Genomic DNA, 19047 nt, shown 5'->3' on the forward strand with positions numbered 1-19047 from the left:
TCGTGAATAGCGCGTTTCGGCGTAAGGGGATACAGGCAGAGTTCAGCAATCCGGACACTTTATCCGGCTTCACGGGGCGGCAATATGCGCTCGAACATCAGCTGCCAATAGATTTGCGAATTGCTTTCGATGGATGTTTCAACGGCGCGCTGGCGCAGCAGCGGCAACAAGTCATCGTCCGCCCGCAGGCGCTCCGCCATGGCCGCAATCGCAGCATCATGGCCGACAATATCACAAGGAAAGTCGAGAATGCCGGACAGGGCATGATAATCCCCGATTTCCAGCGTCCTCGGTTCAGCACAAGTGTCCGCGAGCGCGTCATAGAGCGCGCGTTCGGACAGGCGGAAAAAGGCATGACGGTAGGTTCGGTCCCGGTCCTGAAAACTCAGATCATCCTGTCCGCTTTCATAATATTCAACGGCAGCGGTCATCAGCGCCTCGTCCGAGATCAGATCAATCGTCCCGGTGGAGACCAGCTCCTCATAGGTGGTCCGGATCACAGGAAACGAGAAAATCTGGGTCGCCCGGAAGGCTTCGATGACCAGCGTTTCGTCCTCTACCTCGCGCCGCCCCTCCAGCGCATCGATGGTGCGCTGGGCATTATCGGAGACCTGGGCATAGTAAATCGTATTGCCCTCCACCCGCCATTGCTCGGCGCGCAAATCCGCGATCAGCCGGGCCGTCAGGATGTCTGCACGCTCGGCGGCGGCCCGGTCCGCATTCCACGCCGTGATCTGGAAACCAATCACCACACCGGCGATGACGATGACGAATTCGAGCGCCACGGCGAACCAGTTCTGTTCGCGCACGGCGCGGGAGAGGCGGGCAAGGATCATGGCGTCGAACCTCCTGCGCAATGCGCGCCGTGAACCGCCAGCAACTGTTCGAGGCGTTCCAGTTTCTCGGCAGTCGTGGTTTTCCAGCTCAAGCTCGCGGACACCAGGGCTTCGATCAATCTTGTGGCGAGCTGGAAGTCGACACTGCCGATCACGGCCTGCAGCGCTTCGCGTTGGGACGGGGACAGCGCCTCGATCTCGGCCGGACTCAGCGAAACCGCTCCGAAAACCGGCGCGCCGGGATCGAAGACACCGTTGGCCAGATCGGACCCGGCGCGCTGGTGCCGGTCGACATGCTCGCCGAAATCGGTGAGCGCCAAGCGCAGCTCCGACGACCGGATCAGGCCGATATCGCCGTTCGAGATCAGTTGCGCATAAGTGGCCGAGCCCGCAGGCGGTACCCGCAACATGAAAATCTCAGTTGAAAACTGGCCAAGCGTGTCGAGATCAAGCCCTTCCTGTGCGGCCCGGACCAGGGCGCTCGCCTGCTCGGCCGTGCGATGCGCATCGCTCAAATGCTCGCGGACATCCGGTCCGATGAGCGAGAAATCGTCCACGAGACGGCAGATGATGACGGCTTCAAGGGCCTGCTCCTGCCGGGCCTCATTCCACGCTGTGATCTGGAAGGCCAGCAGGACACCCGCCACGACGATGACGAATTCCAGCACAACCGCGAACCAGTTCTGCGTCCGGATGGCTTGGGAAAGGCGGGAAAGGATCATGTCTCGCTCTCACCGTCCTCAGGGCGTTCCCAAGGGGCGACGCCGAGCGTTGCGGCCAGATAGGATTCCAGCTCGTCAATGCGCTCCAGATGGCCGCGCGTGAACGTGATAATCAGCCTGGATCGGATGTTGATGGCCGACATCGTGCCGATAAAGGCCCGATCGTTGCACAGGGCGTCAAAATCGAAGCGGGCATCAAAGGCCGCGTCGGTTGAAAATGAATACTGGGTGGCATCGACTTGCCCGGCGATTTCGGGGCGCAGCGTTGTCATGTCCTGGCGCGCGCCTTCGATAATCATGCGGCTTCTCTGGTAGAGGCCGTTGACCCGTGCCAGCCGTTCGCGCAATTCGAGGTCTCGGATAAGGCCGATATTCCCGGTCGCGATGAGCTCATCAGCTGTTTCCCAGCGCAATGGCACCGGGTTGATATTGCCCAAAAAGATGATCCCGCGAACGAAGGCTTCACGCTCTGACTCGTCCAGCGTACAGGACCTCAGGGCGTTCAGCGCGACCGCTTCTGCCTCCAGCTGCGTGTCGTCCCACACGGCGTTGGAATAGTAATCCTCCAATGTTCCGACCAGATCCGCGTGGAGGCGTTCCAGATAATAGGCTTCCAGGTGTCGGTCAGCCTGTTCGCCGCGCCATTCGGTGATCTGAAAGCCGATCACCACACCGGCGATGACGATGACGAATTCGAGCGCCACAGCGAACCAGTTCTGCTCGCGGATGGCACGGGAGAGGCGGGTGAGGATCATGGGGCGCATCCGGTTATGGCAGGGTCCGGCCTCATTCCGGCGGTGGCCCGATCATCAGGAGAATACCGATATAGACCAGCGTCAGGCCCAGGCCGGCAAGGGTGGCAGTCTTGATCTTCCGTTCACGGATCAGGTCGTAGGCGGGTAGCGCAAACAGCAGGACCAGCCACATTGGCAGGACGGCGAACGGGTTGAGGTCGAACACATATCCCACGCGCGCCAGCGCCGGGAACATGATCGACAGGCTCGCCAGCATCATGAAGCGCTTGTGCAGGGCCGCCGTTTGCCGCCAGTTCAGGGCCATCAGATAATAGGCCATGAAGAAGGCCGCATTGACGCAGTTTCCGTAGAAGATTTGCGCCGCGCCGGTCCGCAGCATGTTTTCGTAACTCACCCAGATCCCGGCTGGCAGCATGACGGCAACGAGCACAAGGCTCGCAGCGCCGAGTGTCTTGTGAAGCGCAACCCGTCCCTGTCCGATCAGCCCGGTCTGGACCACGATCAGGGCAAACCAGCTTCCCGTCAGAACCGCATGCACGTGCAGGAGGGGCCGGATCGGTGGCAGATACTCGGCATTCACCAGCGCGTGCATCGGAAAAAACACTGCAACAATCCCGAACAGAACAAGGCTGTAAAAGAAAAAGAAGCGCTCACCGCGTTGTGGCTGGCTCAATATCCGTCTCCCCATTTCCCCAAGCAGAAGTGAAAACGGTCCGGAGGGCCTGTCAATCCGGAAATCGAGGCGGGCCCGGCCGGGCGAGGATCATCAAAACGACGCCTCCGGCGGTTCGCAGGCCCGGCCGGTGAGGCGCGCGGTCTCCGCGCACAGGGTTTGCGCACTTTCCAGCGTGTTCTGCCACCAGCCGGTCATGGCGCGCATGGAGTTATTGCCGGTCAAAAGATATTGCAGGAAATCCGGATCGGTCGCTGCGGCGTCCCAGTCGATAACATGAGACCGTTCGCGGGAAGTGCCGGGTGCGTATTCCAGCCAGACATAATCGAAGTTATCAATGTCAGGGCGCGCATTCACTCTTTCTCTGAAATAGTCGATCTGGCCCTGCAGGAAAACGACGCTCGACTGGTAGTCGCCCAAAGCTTCCCGGAACGCTGCGTCACCCAGGCTGGAAAGCATGCCGGAACTGACGATTTCGGTATAGACGCCTTGTCGCGGTGAAAAGGCCGGATAAAGGGTCGTGGCCACCGCCGCGGCGTTGTTGGTTTCGGTGTCGATACCGTCCCGATCGCCGGCAATCATGCGCTCGATCACCCCGGTCCGGGCGGTGTTCAATTCCTCATAGGTGTCCGTCATCCGGACAAGGATGCTGACCGCGCCCTCGACCTCGTCATGCAGCCGGTCGAGCACCACGGCCCGCCGCTCGGCCTCCGCCCGCGCCGACGCCCATTCCGTAACCTGGAAACCGATCACCACACCGGCGATGACGATGACGAATTCCAGCGCAACAGCGAACCAGTTCTGTTCGCGGATGGCCTTGGTGATGCGGGCGAGGATCATTCGGAGGCCTCCTCTGCATCGGTCAGCCCGAGTTCGGCATCGAGCGCAAGGTGAAGGGCTGCAAGGTCGGAATCGAAGCTGTAAATGGCGCCGTAAACATAGGCCTGCGCCCGCCCCGCATTACTCGCGAGCTCGTTGAGGAAGCCCGCCGATGCGCGCATGCTGGCGCTATCGCAGGTGTTCACCGAGCGGGTTCCGTCCGGAGCGTCGGGATCGGCAACCAGGCTTCGTTGCAAGAGTTCCGGGAACCGGACCGGCAACAACAGCGAATTGCGGACTATCGCCTCGACCGCGTTACGCGCGGTGATCCGGCGCTGGACAAAACGGTTGAGCGACGCCCGCAGGTCCGGCGACCGGATCGCACTCAACCGGCCGGTCGCAATGATTTCCTCGATCGTAGGCATCTGATCGGGTGGTTGGGGCAAGATGTGGGAAAAGATGATCGCGTTGCACATCGCTTCGGGCATCCGTTCGTTTGACGTCCCCACGTGCAGGAAGTGCCGCGCTGCATCGAGCTGGGCGGACACCGTCTCGGCGGCCTCGCGAAACTGTTCCCGGGTCTCGGTAAGCTGGACCAGCTCGTCATGCAATTGAGACAGCGCCTGGCGTTCGACGTCCCGCGCCCGGCGCTCCTCGTTCCAGAGTGTGGCCTGGAAGGCGAGCATGACGCCCGCGACAACAATCACGAATTCGAGCGCAACAGCGAACCAGTTCTGTTCGCGGATGGCGCGGGTGAGGCGTGAGAGGATCATTCCGGATGCCTTTCATCAATCGCCGCAAGCAGGTCCTGCGTGGCGGTGTCGAAGCTCTGGTTCACCGCCCAGAGGTATTCCAGATTAAGCGCGAATATGGCCAGGTGATCGGCAAAGGCCGAATCTTGCGACAAGGCCAGCCAGTCGGTATCGAAGCTGACAGGAACAGGCTCGACCAGTCCGATACGCGGAAAGGAGTCGACCATCGCGGCAATGGATAGAGCCTCGAACGTGGATCCGGCATTGGTGACCTCGATCAGGCTGTCGATATTCTCCTCGGTGCTGCGTACCACTTCAAAAGTCTGCCGCCAGTCGCGCATCCTGGCTTCCAGCCGGCTGCCGCTCAGCGATGCGCGGCCTTCCATGATTTCCAGTTGGTCAAGCGCGAAGTGTTCGGCGTCGAGGCTCGGATTCATGAAGGCATAAAGGGTAAGTTCATTCAGACGTGTTGCATCGGCCCCTGCCGTGTAGGCCGAAAGCTGAACCCGCAATTCGCGCACATTCGCATTGTTCGTTTCCAGAATGCCGATGTTTTCCTGAATTTCCGCGAGGTTCGCACGCATCTCCGTTCGCAGGAGTTCAATCTGGACGTCGATCCGTTCTTGCACGGCCTGCCGTTCGCTCAGCAGCGAGATCTGGAAGGCCAGCAGCACACCGGCCACGACAATGACGAATTCCAGAACGACCGCGAACCAGTTCTGCTCGCGGAGGGCGCGGGTGAGGCGGGCGAGGATCATGGGGCGTTATCCCGAGCCGTATCCAGAGCTGCCAGCAGGCTGTTTGTCCGGGCTAGCTGATCGCTGAAGATACCAAGTGCCGCGCGTTGGGTCGAAACCCAGAACCGCAGCTCGCCATTGAGCCTTTCATCATTCAATAGCCGGGCGGCGAGCGCGTCGATGTCATGCCGGGTCTGTTCCGGCGGCGGGCAGTCGCGTAATTGCTGACTGCCGGTCCCGCCTCCGGAGGTGTAACAATTGTCCCAGATATGGTCTTGCAGCTCGATCGGGATCAGTGTCCGGACATAGGCCCGGTAGGGTGGCCGCTCGTCGGTAATTTCGGACAATGCGCCCTCTGTATAGTAGACGCTGAGCGCATTGCGCAGGTCGAGATCGGCGATCAGGCGCAGATCGCCGGTGGAGAGCATTTCTTCATAGGTTGCGCGCACCGGATAGGCGCTGCCCGACTGGCTGGCATTGAAATAGGTGGCCACGGCGTGCCAGCTGCTGGCGGGCTGACGTTCGCCCGACGAAAAGGCGAGCGCGTCCAGCCCGAGCGCCCGCACGTCTGTCCGGAAGGCGATATTGCTTTCGGTGCGGGTGCGGTTTTCCGCAAGGTCCGCGCTCAACCGCTCGACATAGAGCTGACCGCGTTGAAGATCGGCCTGGCGGGCATTCCACGCCGTGATCTGAAAACCGATCACCACGCCGAGGATCACGATCACGAATTCCAGCACCACGGCGAACCAGTTCTGCTGCCGGATGGCGCGGGAGAGGCGGGCGAGGATCATTCGGCAATCCGTTCATCGAGTTCGGCGCGCAGATTCGACACCTGGGTCTGGACCGAGTGCAGCCAGAACACGTTAAATCCGTGGCCCCGGCGCAGTGACGACATGGCAGGCAGGAAGTGCGGGTCGGCCCGCATCGCGGCAAGATCATAGCGCGACACGCCGGGGACGTCGGGCACGCCGGACTCGCCGAGCGTGTCCTGGTAAACCAGATACCGGGTGAGATATTCGCCGTAGCGGTCCTGCTGGGTAAAAACGAATGCGAAGACCCTGTCATATCGCGCCAGAAGGGCGTCGATCTCGATCAGCATTTCACGCAATTCGGGATCTGAAATCAACGACAGCTGACCGGCCGATTCCATCTCCCGGAAGGTGGTCGATCGCGGTGGCGGTATCGTGCCCAGCAGGATCGCCGACAGATCACTGCGGAACGCCGCGTCATCGGCCGGTTCGGCCTCCCCGCTTTCGATGAAGGCCATGATCCGATCCGCGGCCTCGAACATCTCGGTGTATGAGTTAATGCCGCCCCGCGTCGTGGTCTCGATGTCCACAAAGTCGTCACGCAGCCGTTCGATATAGGCCGCTTCTCGCTCCTGATTGACGCGCGCCGCATTCCACGCCGTCACCTGAAAACCGATCACGACACCGGCAATCACGATGACGAATTCCAGCGTCACCGCGAACCAGTTCTGGGTCCGGATGGCATGGGAGAGGCGGGCGAGGATCATGGTGTTTCCGACGTTGGATCAAGCTGTTCAAGGGTCGCGAGTGCACTGACGCGCAGGGCGACCAACCAGCTGAGATAGGTATTGTTGAGGTCGCGGCTGGCCACGAACATATCGCGCAGGGCAGGATCAGCCTGCAGGGCCTCCAGGTCATAGTGTTCCAGAGTGCTGCGCACACCCTGGGCCGCGCGATAATTGTCCGAGCTCAGAAAGGCGCCGGATTCACGCGCGCGTTCCAGATCAGCGACACTGCCAGGCTCCAGAGACACAGGAAGCGGGGCGCGCTGCGCATTGTTGAAGCGGGCTTCAACAAGCCGGTTCGCCATGCCGTCAACGGCCTCATACCGTTCCATGAATCGCGCCAGCGCCGCCCGCAAATCGGCGTCCGACAAGCGTGACAGGCCGCCCGAACTGACCAATTCCTGCAAGGTGCTCGGTGATTGCGGTGGCTGCACGGCCCAGACCAGTGAGATCAGTCCTTCTTCAAACTGGTCGATGCGCTCCTCTGGAACCACACCGCTATCGATCGCTTCCACGACCACTGTGGCATTACGTGCGATCTCGAAGGTCCGCTCGATGACGTCGTCGATATCACTGACCAGGGTCTGAAAGTCCTCTTCCAGATTGGCCAGAATAACGGCTTCCTGGATACGGGCCGTCCGCGCCTCGTTCCATGCGTTGACCTGAAAACCGATCACCACACCGGCGATGACGATGACGAATTCCAGCACAACGGCGAACCAGTTCTGCGTCCGGATGGCTTGGGAGAGGCGGGCGAGGATCATTCCTCGGCATGCGCCTCTTCATAATGGGCTTGCAGCCAGTTCTCGCCGTAATCATTCGACGGGTCGCGGATCACAATGTGGAAATGGTTCGCATCGCCGCTTTGGCCCTCCCGGGCGAAATCGATGTGCAGAGACGGACCGCTGATACGCAGCATGAAGGGTTCGGACAGGTCGTCATGATCGCCCCACCAGGCGAGATGGAGCGACTCCAGCCCGTCGGTCTCGATCTGCGCCAGCCGGGCATCGGCCGCCGACATCGTGGCAACACCGATGAATTCCCGGATCGCGGCATGCAGCATCAGCATCTGATCGTCAGACAGATCGGCAGCCGACAGGCCGACGGCGTCAGCCTCCATGTCAGGCACCCAGCCGGGGCCGGCGAAATCCGCGGCCTCACGGCGATCCTGCGACTGGACCAGTTCGGCAAGCTGGCTCTCGTCCAGGGAGGCCATCAGGTCGGCTACCCTGTCCAGTTCGTGCTGCAGGGAGCGCCGCCCGGCAAACGCCCCTGACGGAATGGTCTGCGGATTGTTGCCAAGGAAGACCGGGGCGAACGTGATGCGGCCATCGACCACGGTTGAAGTGACCGCCAGGTGATGGCCATCCAGCACCAGCGACCAGGTGCCGGAAGCCGGATCGCCGAAAATGCGGATCCAGTAATTCTCAGGATTGGCTGCGGCCAGCGCGGCTTGCGCCCGCGCTCGCATTTCGTCCGGCATGTCCTCGCCCCGTTCGGCTATGGCGGTTTCGATCCTGGCGCGACCAAGGCTTTCCAGCGACATGATGTGCATCGCGTCGCCATACCCTTCGCTGGACAGCGAACGGGCGAGCAAACCGTGCAGCGCGACGCGCTGCTCCGCGTTCAGCGTCGCGATCTGCAGACCCACTCGCGGTGCCCTCAAGGTCGGCAGGTTGCTCCAGCCCTCGCGCGCCTCGGTGTCGCCCAGGTCAAACAGCACGCGGGCGCGCTGATCCTCGTCCAGTGTCGCGAGAAACTCGCCCGCGGCCTGTGCCATGGCGGCGGCTTCCTGCCGCATGCCGGCGTCTGCATGATCCGGATGCGCATGGGCAGCGCCGGCCAGAATCGTGCCCAGCACGATCAAGATAATATGCTTCATGATGTTCCCCCCGAGATTTATTATGCCAACTTGGCCTGTGAAGTCATCCGCCGCGTGAATCGGCGTCTTCGCGTGCTGTTTCCAAGTCTGAGATGCGGGCGCTCTTCCGGCGGGCAGATCGCGGCGGAGCGCAGGTGGGCGAGGATCATTCCAGGCGCTCCCGTTCGGCCTGCAATATCGCTTGCAAGGCATGGGCCTGCGCGGTCGCGGCGGTATAGGTGTCCTCATTGTATTGTTGCCAGAACTCGACGGTCGGCAGCCAGGCGATCATCTCCGGCCGGTCCGCAATCCTTGCCATGGCAATCTCGACATCCTCCGCTGAATACCGCCCGGCCGTGGCCGGTTCCGATTGCAGGCGTTCCTGCGCAGGCGTCAGCACCCCGGCGCGCAGCGTCATGTAGCGCGTCTGTACATGCGCGCGCATGTAATCCCATTGGGATCGCACTTCGAGGCGTCGATAATAGGCGGCGATCTGTGACCGGACGTCCTCGTTGCGGATAAGGCCGATATGCCCGCGATTGATCATCTCGTCATAGGCAATGCGATCGACATTTGGCGTATAGGTATAGGCGGCGGTGACGATGCCGAGCAGGAAGGCGTCCGGATGGGTGCTCGCCTGTGACGGGTCGTCCAGCGCCGCCAGAATCTGGCGGGCCTGTCCGCCACGTTGTGCGGCCAGATTTGCGGCGTCTGCGAATTCATCCGCATCGGCGGCAACGGACTCCGTCAAGCGTTCCAGATAGCGCAGCTCCAGTTCGCGTTCACCGCGCTCCGCATTCCACGCTGTCACCTGAAAGCCGATGACCACACCGGCGATGACGATGACGAATTCGAGCGCCACGGCGAACCAGTTCTGCGTCCGGATGGCTTGGGTGAGGCGGGCGAGGATCATGGGGCGGTCTCGTTGGCATGATCAATGTCCAGAATCAGATCGATTTGGCGATGAAGCTGGGTGAGCTGGTCACTCCAGGGCCGTAACCCGTCCCGCACATAGGCATCATAGGCATCCGCATTGGCCGACACGGCGTTGAGAAAATGCCGGTTGGCGCGCATGCCGCCAAGATCGCAGGAAGTTTGGTTACGGACTTCATCGCTTGACGCGTCATGCTGGGCAGAGACCGAGATCAGGTCCGGGAAGATTTGCGGTAAGGCAATGCCTTCTGCGGTAAGGAGCGTTATCAATTGGTGCTATCTCGTGCGGACCTGCTCGTATTGAACCAGAGCCCGGCGCAGTTCGGCATCGCGCAGAATTCCGACCCGGCCGATGCTCGTCAGCTCGGTAAAGGCGGCAAGGTCGGCCGTATAGATGTCGTAATAGTGTGACGCGCCCAGTGCTGCACACTGCGTGTCCGTCAGTGCGTCGGCGTCGGATCGCCCGAACAGGATGTCGATGGCCTCGACAATCTCGCCGATACGCTGGAGGCGGCGCTCGCGGACACGTTGGCTCAGGCTTTCCGCCAGTTCGATATCGGCGTGCAAGCGCGCGAGAAAGGCGGCTTCATCCACGCGCTCCTGACGCGCGCTATTCCACGCCGTCACCTGAAAGCCGATCACGACGCCCGCGATGACGATGACGAATTCCAGCGCCACGGCGTAGTAGTTCTGCTCGCGGATCGCGCGTGAGATGTTCTGAAGGATCATCCGAAGCCCCGCATTTCGATTTCGCTGCGCACCCGCTCCCGGATCGCTTCGATTTCGCTTCGGTACCGCACGAAATGGGCCGCCTGGAACCGGTTCTGCAGGGCGGCGTAATTCACCCTGTTCAGGAAGACTTCGTTCTGCGAAACCGCGTCGAAATCGAACTGGATGGTGTGCTGGTCGTACCCGCCCGCCGAGAAGTCCGCCACGTCCTCGAGCCGGGCTTCGAACTGACGTGAAATCTCGAAGGCAACCGGCGTCAGGTCAGCGGCCATCTGCTGCAGCGAGGCCTGCGACCGGCTCTGCAATTGGGGGATTGAAGCCAGGTCCGAGCGCAACGCCCTGTTTTGTATGATCGTCAAATCACCCGCGCTGATCATTTCGCGCAAGCTGGCGGGCTCCAGATTGATCATTTCAACATCGGTGATCGCATTCAGGCCCCAGGACCCCGCCTGCGCCTGGTCCCGATCCCCTTCCTCGACGCCCTCGAGGAAAAGCCCGATCCAGTTGAAATAGGCATCGATTGCGCGCTGCGCGTCGTTCAGGTCTTCGATCACCGCCGTCAGCTCGACTTCCAGCCGGTAGAGATATTCGGCCTCAAGATGGCGCGCCTGGCGGCCCTCATTCAACGCATTGATCTGAAAGCCGATCACCACGCCCGCGATGACGATGACGAACTCCACCCCGGCGGCGAGCCAGTTCTGGGTCTTCAGCGCGCGGGAGAGGTTGTCGAGGATCATGGTGTGGTCTCCACGCGGGCGGCGAGCATCCCTTCGGTCTCCCGCATCACCTCCAGGACACCGGCGTGTATGCGCTCTCGGCTCCGGGTGGCGTGCCAAAGGTCGAGCACGGCGTTATTCAGCTCCAGGTGATCGCACAAGGACTGGAACTCGAATCCAGGCTCCACGGAGACCTGGAACAGGCTGTTCGGATCAGGTGCGAACGGGACGACGCCGATGATAACGGCGCTTGCACGCTCCGCCAGCGCCGCATTTGCCGCGCTCGATACGCGCACATTATTGTTCAGAAGCGAGTAGGTGTATTTGATCTGCGCCTTCAACGCGGTGTCTTCAAGCCGGGCGAGTGCGCCGCTTGCGACCATTTCCTCATAAGTCCCGTCGACCACAAAAATCTGGGTGCGCATGCGATGACGGGCGAGTGCCTGCCTCACGGGGGCCCACGCCGCCTCGTCCGGCGGGCAGGACCGCAGCACGTCGATCGCCTCGGCAAGATCGGCCTCGTACCTTGTGTTGGCTTCCATACGCTCCAACGCGTCCGTCATCGCGCGAAAGTCGGAGAGCAGCTCGACGAGGTACTGTTCCTCGCGCCCTCGCAGCTCACGCGCTTGCGCCCACGCATTGACTTGAAAGCCGATCACGACCCCGGCAATGACGATGACGAACTCCACCCCGGCGGCGAGCCAGTTCTGGGTCTTTAAGGCGCGGGAGAGGTTGTCGAGGATCATGGGGCGTATCCGAGTTCATCGAGACGCTCATGAACGCGCCGGTCTATCACCTGCAGGTCAGCAATCAGCCCTTCTACATGGTCTTTGACCTGGCTGCTGAAATAGGCGCGGTAAAGCACGGCGTTTCCAAACCGGCGATCGGTCAGAAGGGACGCATCCATCGTCAGCGGCTCGCCCGGCTGCAGCCAGGGTATCGAGCCCCGGTTTTGTTGCGGCAGGAAAATCGGCCCCATATCCACGAACTCGATCAGTAACGGATCGGAAAACCGGTAGGTGACCTGATACTCGTTATCGATGGTGATCCGCGTGACTTCATAGGCGCTGTCGAGCGCCTGGAGCGCCGCCATAAGCTCAGGGTCGCCAATCAGATTGAGCCGGCCCGATCCGACGAGCGTGTCGAATGTGGTCTCGTTGACACGCAATGCGGACAGAAAGAACAGACCGCGCTGCATCAAGCCTGCCATCTCTTCGGGATCCGGGTCGGATTGACCAAGATGAACGTCATACAGCGTTTCAAGCGCCGATTGCTGACTGGCCAATAGCCCGTTCAGCCTTTCGAGACTGGCCCGCGAGAGCCTCACATCGTCCGTGAGCGCCAGCAAATAGCCGACCTCCTCAGAGCGCTCCGACCGCGCCTCGTTCCACGCACTGATCTGAAAGCCGATCACCACGCCCGCGATAACGATGACGAATTCGAGCGCCACGGCAAACCAGTTCTGGGTCCGGATGGCGGAGGAAAGGCGGGCGAGGATCATGGCGCTTCTTCCTCGTGCACTATGCCCAGCTCGACATCGACGGCTTCATGGAGGGCAAGGAAACTGTCATTTGGTCCACTGAGAACCGCAAACTCAAAGAAGCCCGATTTGGAAATATTATCCGCGAGTTCGTTGAGGAATCGACGATCATTTCGCATGCCATCCGTATCGCAGCGCGCCGACCCGTCGAAGATCGGATTCCAGTTGTCAGCGTCATCCGGGACCACGAAATAAAAATAATCGGGATGTCTCGCCGATAGATTGAAAACCTCGTGATTGAGAGCGGTATCCATCTCCGACGACCATGCGGTCGCCAGAAAATTCGCGGTGACGGCAGTTCGAATTCTTTCGCTTCTGATCAGATCCAGGTCGCCGGTCGATTCCAGCTCCGCCAGAATCGGCAAGGCCAGCGATGGCGAATTGAAAACATGTGACTGAGCCAGCGCATTACATTCTGATGGAGACAGGTCAGACAGATCATCGCCGAACAATTTGTGGCTGGCCGAGAGTAACAGTTCGCGAGTGGCGGTGCGGTCGGCCGCCCAGTCCCAGCGCGCATTGCCGACGCTAGCAATGTCGTCATGAAGGCGTGCCATGATTTCGGCCTCGGTCGACCGTTCTGCCCGCGCCGCATTCCACGCAGTGATCTGAAAACCGATCACAACACCGGCAATCACGATGACGAATTCAAGTGAAACCGCGAACCAGTTCTGTTCGCGGATGGCTCTGCTTATCCTTTGAAGGATCATCCCCTTAATCTCCCCGCGGGAAAGCTAGCAGCGCGCGCGTGAAAAGGGAAAGGGGAATAGAGCCCGGCCTTTACCCGGAACCGGCGCCGGTCCGATCCCCTGTGAACTATTCACATTCGAAATCATCTTCGCCAACGGGACGGCATTGCAGCGGGAAGCCGTGTTCGCGCCAATAGTCGAGAATGCCCCTCTCGCGCATGCCGTTTTTGAAACTCCCGGATTGGCGCCACGCGCGCAATTCCGGCTGCCATTGGGTGAAAGGATATGCGTTGGTGGCGGCCGGATCGATCGCCAGCAATAAAACCGGGACCAGAGGGTTCGTGTCATTACCAATGCTGGCCGCATATCTCCAGGCATCTTCGCCCAGATCGGAATGGTCTTCGTCCAGATTCAGATACGCGTCGTAGATCTCGCCAATGCGGGGATAGCGCTGCAGGACAGACGACTGGTTCAGGGCATGGGCAAAGGCGATGTCCTTGCGGAAATGGGCCAGCATCCCGAAATTGGACCATTCGCCCGTAACGAGGCCGGCGAACAGCGACTCCTGGTAGGCTGCCAATGCCTCCCCGGTTCGGCCAAGGGCATAAAGCGTATCGTAATGATTCTCGGCGCACGGCGCATAACGGGGTTCCTGTTCCAGGCAGGCCTGAAAATCGGCGAGCGCCAACTCCAGATAGCCCATGTTGAAATAGGTGAGCCCGCGCCAGTTGCGCGCCGATCCGTCATGCGGGTCAATGTCCAGTGCACGGGTATACTGGGCAATGATGTCCGAATAATCCGCCCATGTCCCCAGAAGACGGGATTCCTGCGCCCGTGTATTGGCGAGCACGGCGATGGCGGTGGCATTCTCCGGATCAATATCCAGGGCGTCGCCTGCAAACCGCCTCGCCTCGGCGTTCAGATCCTCCCTGGAGCGGGCGGTCTCACTGTAATCCGGCAGCAAATGCGTGGCACCGGCGCGGATGGCATAGGCCTGCGCAAAACCGGGGTCGCGGGCAATGGCCTGGTCGAGCAAGTCCATGACCCGGTCAAGATCGCGGCGGCCGAGATAAAGGGCCCGCGCCTCCAGATAGAGCGTATAGGCGTCGACATCATCGGTCACGGCCTCGACGGCGATCACCGGCGCGGGGGCCGTCTCGTCGAGAAAGGCCCGTAGCGCTTCGACGATGGCGGTCGCGATTTCATCCTGAACCGCAAAGATCGCCCCGGCGGTCAGCGGGCGGTCATAGGTCTCCGACCAGAGATGCCGGTCGTCGCGCGCATCAATCAGCTGGGCGGTAATCCGCACCGTTTCGCCATCGCGGCGGACCGATCCTTCAAGGATATGTCGTACGCTCAGCCCGTCCGCGATCTCGGGAATGGAATAATCCTCGCCGCGATACTGGAAGGCGGAGGTGCGCGAGGCGACGTCCAGCCCGTCAATGCGCACGAGCACATTCAGGATTTCTTCGGCAATGCCGTCAGAGAAATATTGCTGATCGCCCGCAGGTGACAGGTCCGCAAAGGGCAGCACCGCAATGGAGGAATCGGAGACGTCCGGACTGTCCGGCACAGGCACAGCGTCTGCCATATCCGGAGTGCCATCGCCTGCGTCTCCGCCCGGACCTCGGACCAGCTGCGCCCCGCCAATGCCGAGGACCACCAGAACAGCGGCGATCAGCACATAATCACTCGGACCCAGCGGCTTGAACCCTGACGGTGCCTCGACGTCCTCGGTCTTCTTCAGGCCTTCGGGTGTCAGCTCGAACGCCCAGGCAATGAATATTACGACCGGAAATCCCGCGACCAGTATGATGAGCGCCAGGCTGTCGGTCCAATCCGGCAATCCCGCCGCTGTGCCAATCGTCGCCACCACCTGCATGACGATCCAGCCAGCCACGAGATAGCCTGCCGCAACGCGGAACACATTCCGCCGCCGGAGTTCTGTGAGAAAGCGTGTCATTCGTCCGGCCAATCGCACGCAAAATCATCCTCGCCAACGGGCCGGCATTGCGGCGGGAAGCCGCGCGCCCTCCAGAGATCATCCAGGTCCCCACGGCGGACCCAGGCTTTCCATCGTGCATTGGCGTACATTTCGCCGCGGAAAGTTTGCCAGAACGGGTTGAAGGTCGCCCAATTGCTGGGCCGGTCGTCGGCGGCCTCGACCGGGGTCTGCGAGAAATAATACTCCATGTCGGACGCCAGCAAGGCATACAGGGTGCGGATAAAACCCCGGCTTTCCGCGGCAAGCGGTTGCATCTCTGCCAGGTTTTGCGCAGCGATGAAGCGCTCGATCAAATCCTCATCTGCCGGAGCCGGGTGGCCGCGGTTGAGCATGGCGGTGAGCGCGGACTGGGTTCCGGCCATGTCCCCGGCTCTGGCACGGCTCCACATCAGGTTGGCATAGGGGAAGCGCAAACCCGGGTCGATGTCCTTTGCGGCACGGAATTGCGCGTCAGCTTCCTCGAACCGGCCCTGTAAGGCGAGCAGGTTTCCCAACGTGTTGCGGTAAATTGCCGCCTGCGGGTCCAGCGCGACCGCATGCTCGGAGAGCTCCAACGCCTCCGCTGCATACCCCACCTTTCCGAGTATCTGTGCGGCCGTGTCGAGGACGTCGGGATCATTGGGAGCCAGGGCCACGGCCCGGTCCAGCATGTCCAGCCCCTCGATCCAGTTCCAGTTCTCGGCCAGCGCCGATCCAAGAAAGGCATGGGCCTGGGCGTCGGCCGGATTGATTGCAATCGCCCGGCGCGCCGTCTCTATGGCCAGGGAATTCCATCTCACCCGAAGCTCGGGCGCAGCTTCGTTGTTGCCCTGACGGTAATAGGGCATCACCCCATAAACACCAGCCAACAGAGTCCAGCCGGGCCCGTATTCCGGGTCGCGCGCCAGCGTTTCGGTCAGCATGGCAGCGGCGAGTTCAAGATTGGCCTGACCGCGCTCTCGAAAGAGCTGCCGGGCATGAAGGAAGGATTCATAGGCGGCCAGATCAGAGGTTCGGGCAACACTGACCGCACCCGTGTCGAGCCCCAGCGAAGTGGCGAGCTCATCGGCAACCGCTCCGGCAATGTCGTCCTGTATGTCAAAAATATCGGCGATTTCCCGGTCATAGGTTTCTGACCAGATATGGAAACCGTCGGCGGAGCGGATCAGTTGGGCTGTGATGCGCAGCCGGGTGCCCGACCGCCGGACACTGCCTTCCAGGACATGAGACACGTCAAGCGCGTTGCCGATTTCGCGCAAATCCTGATCCTGACCCCGATAGGCAAAACTGGAGGTTCGCCCCGCGACCTGCAGGCCGGGAATACGAACGAGCACATTCAGGATTTCTTCGGAAATGCCGTCGGCGAAATAGGCCTGATCGCTATCGGGGCTCATGTCGGCAAAGGGCAGGACGGCGACGGATGCGCCTTCACCTGCCTCCGCCCGCGCCGCGAGTTCAGGAGCGGTGGCCGCTTGCGGACGGGCTACTTGCTGCCAGATGATGGCCCCGATCAGCACCACGATGCCGCCCGCGATGACATAGTCCAGCCGCCGGGCGGTCTTGCCGGCGATGCTCTGATCTTCCGGAACAGCCGCCGTCAGTTTGACGCCGTCGGGCGTGACCTCGAAGGCCCAGGCGAGGATTAGCGCAATGGGGAAGGCGATGCCGATCAGAACGATGACCAACGTATCGGTCCAGTCCGGCAGACCCAGCGGTTCTGCAATGAGAGCGATGACCTGCAGGATCAGCCATCCTGCGACGAGGTAGGCGACCGCGACGCGGAAGACATTACGGCGACGAAGTTCGGCGAGCAGGTGGTTCATCGCACAATCTCGGGATCATCAATCCAGCCGCACTCGAAATCATCACGTCCAACGGCATGGCATTGCGCGGGATAGCCGTGCTCGCGCCAGAATGCCGGCAATCGCATTTCGATTATGACAGCCCGCCGTGCCGCCAGAAAGGCGTCGCGGCTGGCCGGCCGGAATCGATCCGGCTCGAATGGGCTCCAGACAGCGCCATGGCTGTTAAGGGTCGGAATAGGCCGTTCATAGCCGCCGAACAGGTTCGTGAAGCCGTCAAGAGATCCATTCTCACGCAGATAGGCGGTGCGGAGCATCTGGTTGACCGCTTCATTCGACAGGCTGAAATCGGTTTGAAAGCGATACCTCGCCTCGAGATAGAAACCTGCCCCGTTTCTCTCCAGTGCATAAGCCAGATTGAGGATTGCAGCAGACTGGTCGCCAATTGCGAAATAGACCGGAACCATGGTTGAGTTAATGGCGTTTTGCCGTACCAGAATTCCCTGCTCGTAAAGCTCCAGTGCCCGGTCGGTATGGCCTCGATAGAGTTCGGCGAAGGCCAGGTGCCGACGGCAAATAGCATAAGCCGGATCACGCTCCAGACAGGTTTCAAAATCGGCAGCGGCGGCATCGAAAAACCCGGAGATCAACCAGACGTAACCCCTGAAATACCACGAATCGGCACTGGTCGGATCGCGGCTGATCCCGTCATTCAGCTGAACGATTGCGTCGGTCCAGCGTCCTTCTGTGGTGTGAAACCGGCCGCGCACCGAATACGGCAGCGCCAGATCCGGATCGAGAGCTGTGGCCCGATTTGCTGCGGCAAGGGCGAGCGCATCGAAGTCGCGTTCGTCTGATGGCCCCAGCCATGCTTCACTGACGCTATACATCGCGGCGAGCCCCGCCCAACCGCGTGCAAAGTCCGGATCCGCGGCCACAGCGCGTTCAAACAGATCAATCCCTTCTGGAACATTGTCCGCGGATCGACTGTGAAAAATCGCCTGGCCCCGCAGGAAGAGTTCATAGGCACCGAGATTTTCCGTTCCGGCCGCGACCTGGATCTCTGGTGCCGGAATCCCCAGCGCTTCGCTCAGCGCGGAAACGATTTCAGTCGCAATCTCGTCCTGAATGGCAAAGATGTTTTCCGCTGTCAGCGGACGGTCGAATGTGTGCGACCACAAATGCCGATCGTCTTCGGAGTCGATCAGCTGGGCGGTGATCCGCAGCGTATTGCCGGCTTTTCGGACCGAGCCTTCCAGTATGTGCCGGACATTCAACTCCTGTGCGATGGCGGGAATACCCAGCTCGTCACCGCGGAACTGGAAGGCCGACGTACGCGAGGCGACGTGCAGGCCATCGACCCGGGTCAGCACATTGAGTATTTCTTCCGCGATGCCATCGCCGAAATAGGCTTGGTCGCCCTCCGGGGACAGATCGGCAAAGGGCAGGACCGCGATTGAATTTGCCGATGCCAGAACGGTTGTGGGCGTCTGCGTCGACGATTCCGCTTCCGTGTTCGCGGCGACCGGAAGGTTGACACTTTCCGCGGGCCTCAGCATTTGCAGCCCGGCCACGCCGGCCACCACGATGACACTGGCGATCAGCACATAATCACTGGGGCCCAGGGGCCGGAAGCCTTCATCCGGCTCGGCGGCACCGGTCGTCTTCAGGCCCTCGGGCGTCAGTTCAAATGCCCAGGCGATAAACAGGATCACCGGAAAACCGGAGACCAGAATGATGAGGGCCAGGCTGTCAGCCCAGTCCGGCAAACCGGCGGCGCTGCCAATAGTGGCAACGACCTGCATGACGATCCAGCCCACCACCAGATAGGCGGCGGCAACGCGGAAAACGTTCCGGCGGCGCAGCTCAGATAAGAATGAAGTCATACCCGGTCGTCTCCCCTGCACCGGATCTAGCACACGCCGCAGGGGAAAACGACCCTTTAGTTAGAGGGGTTTAGGCTCG

Annotated in this window: 21 protein-coding genes; all 21 read right to left on the bottom strand. The window is 61.1% G+C overall.

The window, feature by feature from the left end:
• Nucleotides 1–59 precede the first annotated feature (59 nt).
• A complete protein-coding gene (locus tag HXX25_RS00410) occupies nt 60–836 on the bottom strand; it encodes a hypothetical protein (RefSeq protein WP_187166458.1) in 777 nt (258 codons plus the stop codon).
• Nucleotides 833–1558 (bottom strand): hypothetical protein, encoded by a 726-nt coding sequence (locus HXX25_RS00415; protein WP_187166459.1) that lies wholly within the window; start codon nt 1556–1558, stop codon nt 833–835. Before HXX25_RS00415 ends, HXX25_RS00410 begins: the two co-directional genes overlap by 4 nt.
• Nucleotides 1555–2313: a hypothetical protein gene (locus tag HXX25_RS00420; RefSeq protein WP_187166460.1), complete on the bottom strand. Its 759-nt coding sequence runs from the start codon at nt 2311–2313 to the stop codon at nt 1555–1557. The genes HXX25_RS00415 and HXX25_RS00420 overlap by 4 nt, the downstream gene beginning before the upstream one ends.
• Nucleotides 2314–2344: 31 nt before the next feature.
• A complete protein-coding gene (locus tag HXX25_RS00425) occupies nt 2345–2986 on the bottom strand; it encodes a hypothetical protein (protein ID WP_187166461.1) in 642 nt (213 codons plus the stop codon).
• Between the two features lie 93 nt (nt 2987–3079).
• The gene (locus HXX25_RS00430) at nt 3080–3826 is read right to left on the bottom strand and encodes a hypothetical protein (protein WP_187166462.1); all 747 of its coding nucleotides are present in this window, start codon (nt 3824–3826) and stop codon (nt 3080–3082) included.
• The gene (locus HXX25_RS00435) at nt 3823–4578 is read right to left on the bottom strand and encodes a hypothetical protein (RefSeq protein ID WP_187166463.1); all 756 of its coding nucleotides are present in this window, start codon (nt 4576–4578) and stop codon (nt 3823–3825) included. The genes HXX25_RS00430 and HXX25_RS00435 overlap by 4 nt, the downstream gene beginning before the upstream one ends.
• Nucleotides 4575–5315, bottom strand: coding sequence for a hypothetical protein (locus HXX25_RS00440; protein WP_187166464.1), 741 nt, complete (start codon nt 5313–5315; stop codon nt 4575–4577). Before HXX25_RS00440 ends, HXX25_RS00435 begins: the two co-directional genes overlap by 4 nt.
• The gene (locus HXX25_RS00445; RefSeq protein ID WP_187166465.1) at nt 5312–6085 is read right to left on the bottom strand and encodes a hypothetical protein; all 774 of its coding nucleotides are present in this window, start codon (nt 6083–6085) and stop codon (nt 5312–5314) included. Before HXX25_RS00445 ends, HXX25_RS00440 begins: the two co-directional genes overlap by 4 nt.
• Entirely contained in the window at nt 6082–6810 is a 729-nt protein-coding gene (locus HXX25_RS00450; protein WP_187166466.1) for a hypothetical protein, read from the bottom strand. The genes HXX25_RS00445 and HXX25_RS00450 overlap by 4 nt, the downstream gene beginning before the upstream one ends.
• Nucleotides 6807–7592: a DUF6090 family protein gene (locus HXX25_RS00455; RefSeq protein ID WP_187166467.1), complete on the bottom strand. Its 786-nt coding sequence runs from the start codon at nt 7590–7592 to the stop codon at nt 6807–6809. Before HXX25_RS00455 ends, HXX25_RS00450 begins: the two co-directional genes overlap by 4 nt.
• A complete protein-coding gene (locus HXX25_RS00460; protein ID WP_187166468.1) occupies nt 7589–8710 on the bottom strand; it encodes a DUF3500 domain-containing protein in 1122 nt (373 codons plus the stop codon). The genes HXX25_RS00455 and HXX25_RS00460 overlap by 4 nt, the downstream gene beginning before the upstream one ends.
• A 145-nt stretch (nt 8711–8855) precedes the next feature.
• Nucleotides 8856–9602, bottom strand: a complete 747-nt coding sequence (locus HXX25_RS00465; RefSeq protein WP_187166469.1) for a hypothetical protein — start codon at nt 9600–9602, stop codon at nt 8856–8858.
• On the bottom strand, nt 9599–9892 hold the full coding sequence (locus tag HXX25_RS00470) for a hypothetical protein (protein ID WP_187166470.1): 294 nt from the start codon (nt 9890–9892) through the stop codon (nt 9599–9601). Before HXX25_RS00470 ends, HXX25_RS00465 begins: the two co-directional genes overlap by 4 nt.
• Before the next feature lie 6 nt (nt 9893–9898).
• Nucleotides 9899–10351: a hypothetical protein gene (locus tag HXX25_RS00475; RefSeq protein ID WP_187166471.1), complete on the bottom strand. Its 453-nt coding sequence runs from the start codon at nt 10349–10351 to the stop codon at nt 9899–9901.
• Nucleotides 10348–11088: a hypothetical protein gene (locus HXX25_RS00480; protein ID WP_187166472.1), complete on the bottom strand. Its 741-nt coding sequence runs from the start codon at nt 11086–11088 to the stop codon at nt 10348–10350. Before HXX25_RS00480 ends, HXX25_RS00475 begins: the two co-directional genes overlap by 4 nt.
• Nucleotides 11085–11813 carry a hypothetical protein gene (locus HXX25_RS00485; RefSeq protein ID WP_187166480.1) on the bottom strand — a complete coding sequence of 243 codons (729 nt, stop codon included), beginning with the start codon at nt 11811–11813 and terminating at the stop codon, nt 11085–11087. Before HXX25_RS00485 ends, HXX25_RS00480 begins: the two co-directional genes overlap by 4 nt.
• Complete coding sequence (locus tag HXX25_RS00490) at nt 11810–12568, bottom strand: hypothetical protein (RefSeq protein WP_187166481.1); 759 nt, start codon at nt 12566–12568, stop codon at nt 11810–11812. The genes HXX25_RS00485 and HXX25_RS00490 overlap by 4 nt, the downstream gene beginning before the upstream one ends.
• On the bottom strand, nt 12565–13317 hold the full coding sequence (locus tag HXX25_RS00495) for a hypothetical protein (RefSeq protein ID WP_187166482.1): 753 nt from the start codon (nt 13315–13317) through the stop codon (nt 12565–12567). The genes HXX25_RS00490 and HXX25_RS00495 overlap by 4 nt, the downstream gene beginning before the upstream one ends.
• Nucleotides 13318–13423: 106 nt before the next feature.
• Entirely contained in the window at nt 13424–15259 is a 1836-nt protein-coding gene (locus HXX25_RS00500) for a hypothetical protein (protein ID WP_187166483.1), read from the bottom strand.
• Entirely contained in the window at nt 15256–17103 is a 1848-nt protein-coding gene (locus tag HXX25_RS00505; RefSeq protein ID WP_187166484.1) for a tetratricopeptide repeat protein, read from the bottom strand. Before HXX25_RS00505 ends, HXX25_RS00500 begins: the two co-directional genes overlap by 4 nt.
• The gene (locus tag HXX25_RS00510) at nt 17100–18968 is read right to left on the bottom strand and encodes a tetratricopeptide repeat protein (RefSeq protein ID WP_187166485.1); all 1869 of its coding nucleotides are present in this window, start codon (nt 18966–18968) and stop codon (nt 17100–17102) included. Before HXX25_RS00510 ends, HXX25_RS00505 begins: the two co-directional genes overlap by 4 nt.
• Nucleotides 18969–19047 lie beyond the last annotated feature (79 nt).

The sequence above is a fragment of the Hyphobacterium sp. CCMP332 genome (assembly GCF_014323565.1).
Taxonomy (GTDB): domain Bacteria; phylum Pseudomonadota; class Alphaproteobacteria; order Caulobacterales; family Maricaulaceae; genus Hyphobacterium.

Bases quoted from the DNA above. Each gene is read 5' to 3' on its own strand.
- HXX25_RS00410 (WP_187166458.1), bottom strand. From the start codon at position 836: ATGATCCTTGCCCGCCTCTCCCGCGCCGTGCGCGAACAGAACTGGTTC.
- HXX25_RS00415 (WP_187166459.1), bottom strand. From the start codon at position 1,558: ATGATCCTTTCCCGCCTTTCCCAAGCCATCCGGACGCAGAACTGGTTC.
- HXX25_RS00420 (WP_187166460.1), bottom strand. From the start codon at position 2,313: ATGATCCTCACCCGCCTCTCCCGTGCCATCCGCGAGCAGAACTGGTTC.
- HXX25_RS00430 (WP_187166462.1), bottom strand. From the start codon at position 3,826: ATGATCCTCGCCCGCATCACCAAGGCCATCCGCGAACAGAACTGGTTC.
- HXX25_RS00435 (WP_187166463.1), bottom strand. From the start codon at position 4,578: ATGATCCTCTCACGCCTCACCCGCGCCATCCGCGAACAGAACTGGTTC.
- HXX25_RS00440 (WP_187166464.1), bottom strand. From the start codon at position 5,315: ATGATCCTCGCCCGCCTCACCCGCGCCCTCCGCGAGCAGAACTGGTTC.
- HXX25_RS00445 (WP_187166465.1), bottom strand. From the start codon at position 6,085: ATGATCCTCGCCCGCCTCTCCCGCGCCATCCGGCAGCAGAACTGGTTC.
- HXX25_RS00450 (WP_187166466.1), bottom strand. From the start codon at position 6,810: ATGATCCTCGCCCGCCTCTCCCATGCCATCCGGACCCAGAACTGGTTC.
- HXX25_RS00455 (WP_187166467.1), bottom strand. From the start codon at position 7,592: ATGATCCTCGCCCGCCTCTCCCAAGCCATCCGGACGCAGAACTGGTTC.
- HXX25_RS00460 (WP_187166468.1), bottom strand. From the start codon at position 8,710: ATGAAGCATATTATCTTGATCGTGCTGGGCACGATTCTGGCCGGCGCT.
- HXX25_RS00465 (WP_187166469.1), bottom strand. From the start codon at position 9,602: ATGATCCTCGCCCGCCTCACCCAAGCCATCCGGACGCAGAACTGGTTC.
- HXX25_RS00475 (WP_187166471.1), bottom strand. From the start codon at position 10,351: ATGATCCTTCAGAACATCTCACGCGCGATCCGCGAGCAGAACTACTAC.
- HXX25_RS00480 (WP_187166472.1), bottom strand. From the start codon at position 11,088: ATGATCCTCGACAACCTCTCCCGCGCGCTGAAGACCCAGAACTGGCTC.
- HXX25_RS00485 (WP_187166480.1), bottom strand. From the start codon at position 11,813: ATGATCCTCGACAACCTCTCCCGCGCCTTAAAGACCCAGAACTGGCTC.
- HXX25_RS00490 (WP_187166481.1), bottom strand. From the start codon at position 12,568: ATGATCCTCGCCCGCCTTTCCTCCGCCATCCGGACCCAGAACTGGTTT.
- HXX25_RS00495 (WP_187166482.1), bottom strand. From the start codon at position 13,317: ATGATCCTTCAAAGGATAAGCAGAGCCATCCGCGAACAGAACTGGTTC.
- HXX25_RS00500 (WP_187166483.1), bottom strand. From the start codon at position 15,259: ATGACACGCTTTCTCACAGAACTCCGGCGGCGGAATGTGTTCCGCGTT.
- HXX25_RS00505 (WP_187166484.1), bottom strand. From the start codon at position 17,103: ATGAACCACCTGCTCGCCGAACTTCGTCGCCGTAATGTCTTCCGCGTC.
- HXX25_RS00510 (WP_187166485.1), bottom strand. From the start codon at position 18,968: ATGACTTCATTCTTATCTGAGCTGCGCCGCCGGAACGTTTTCCGCGTT.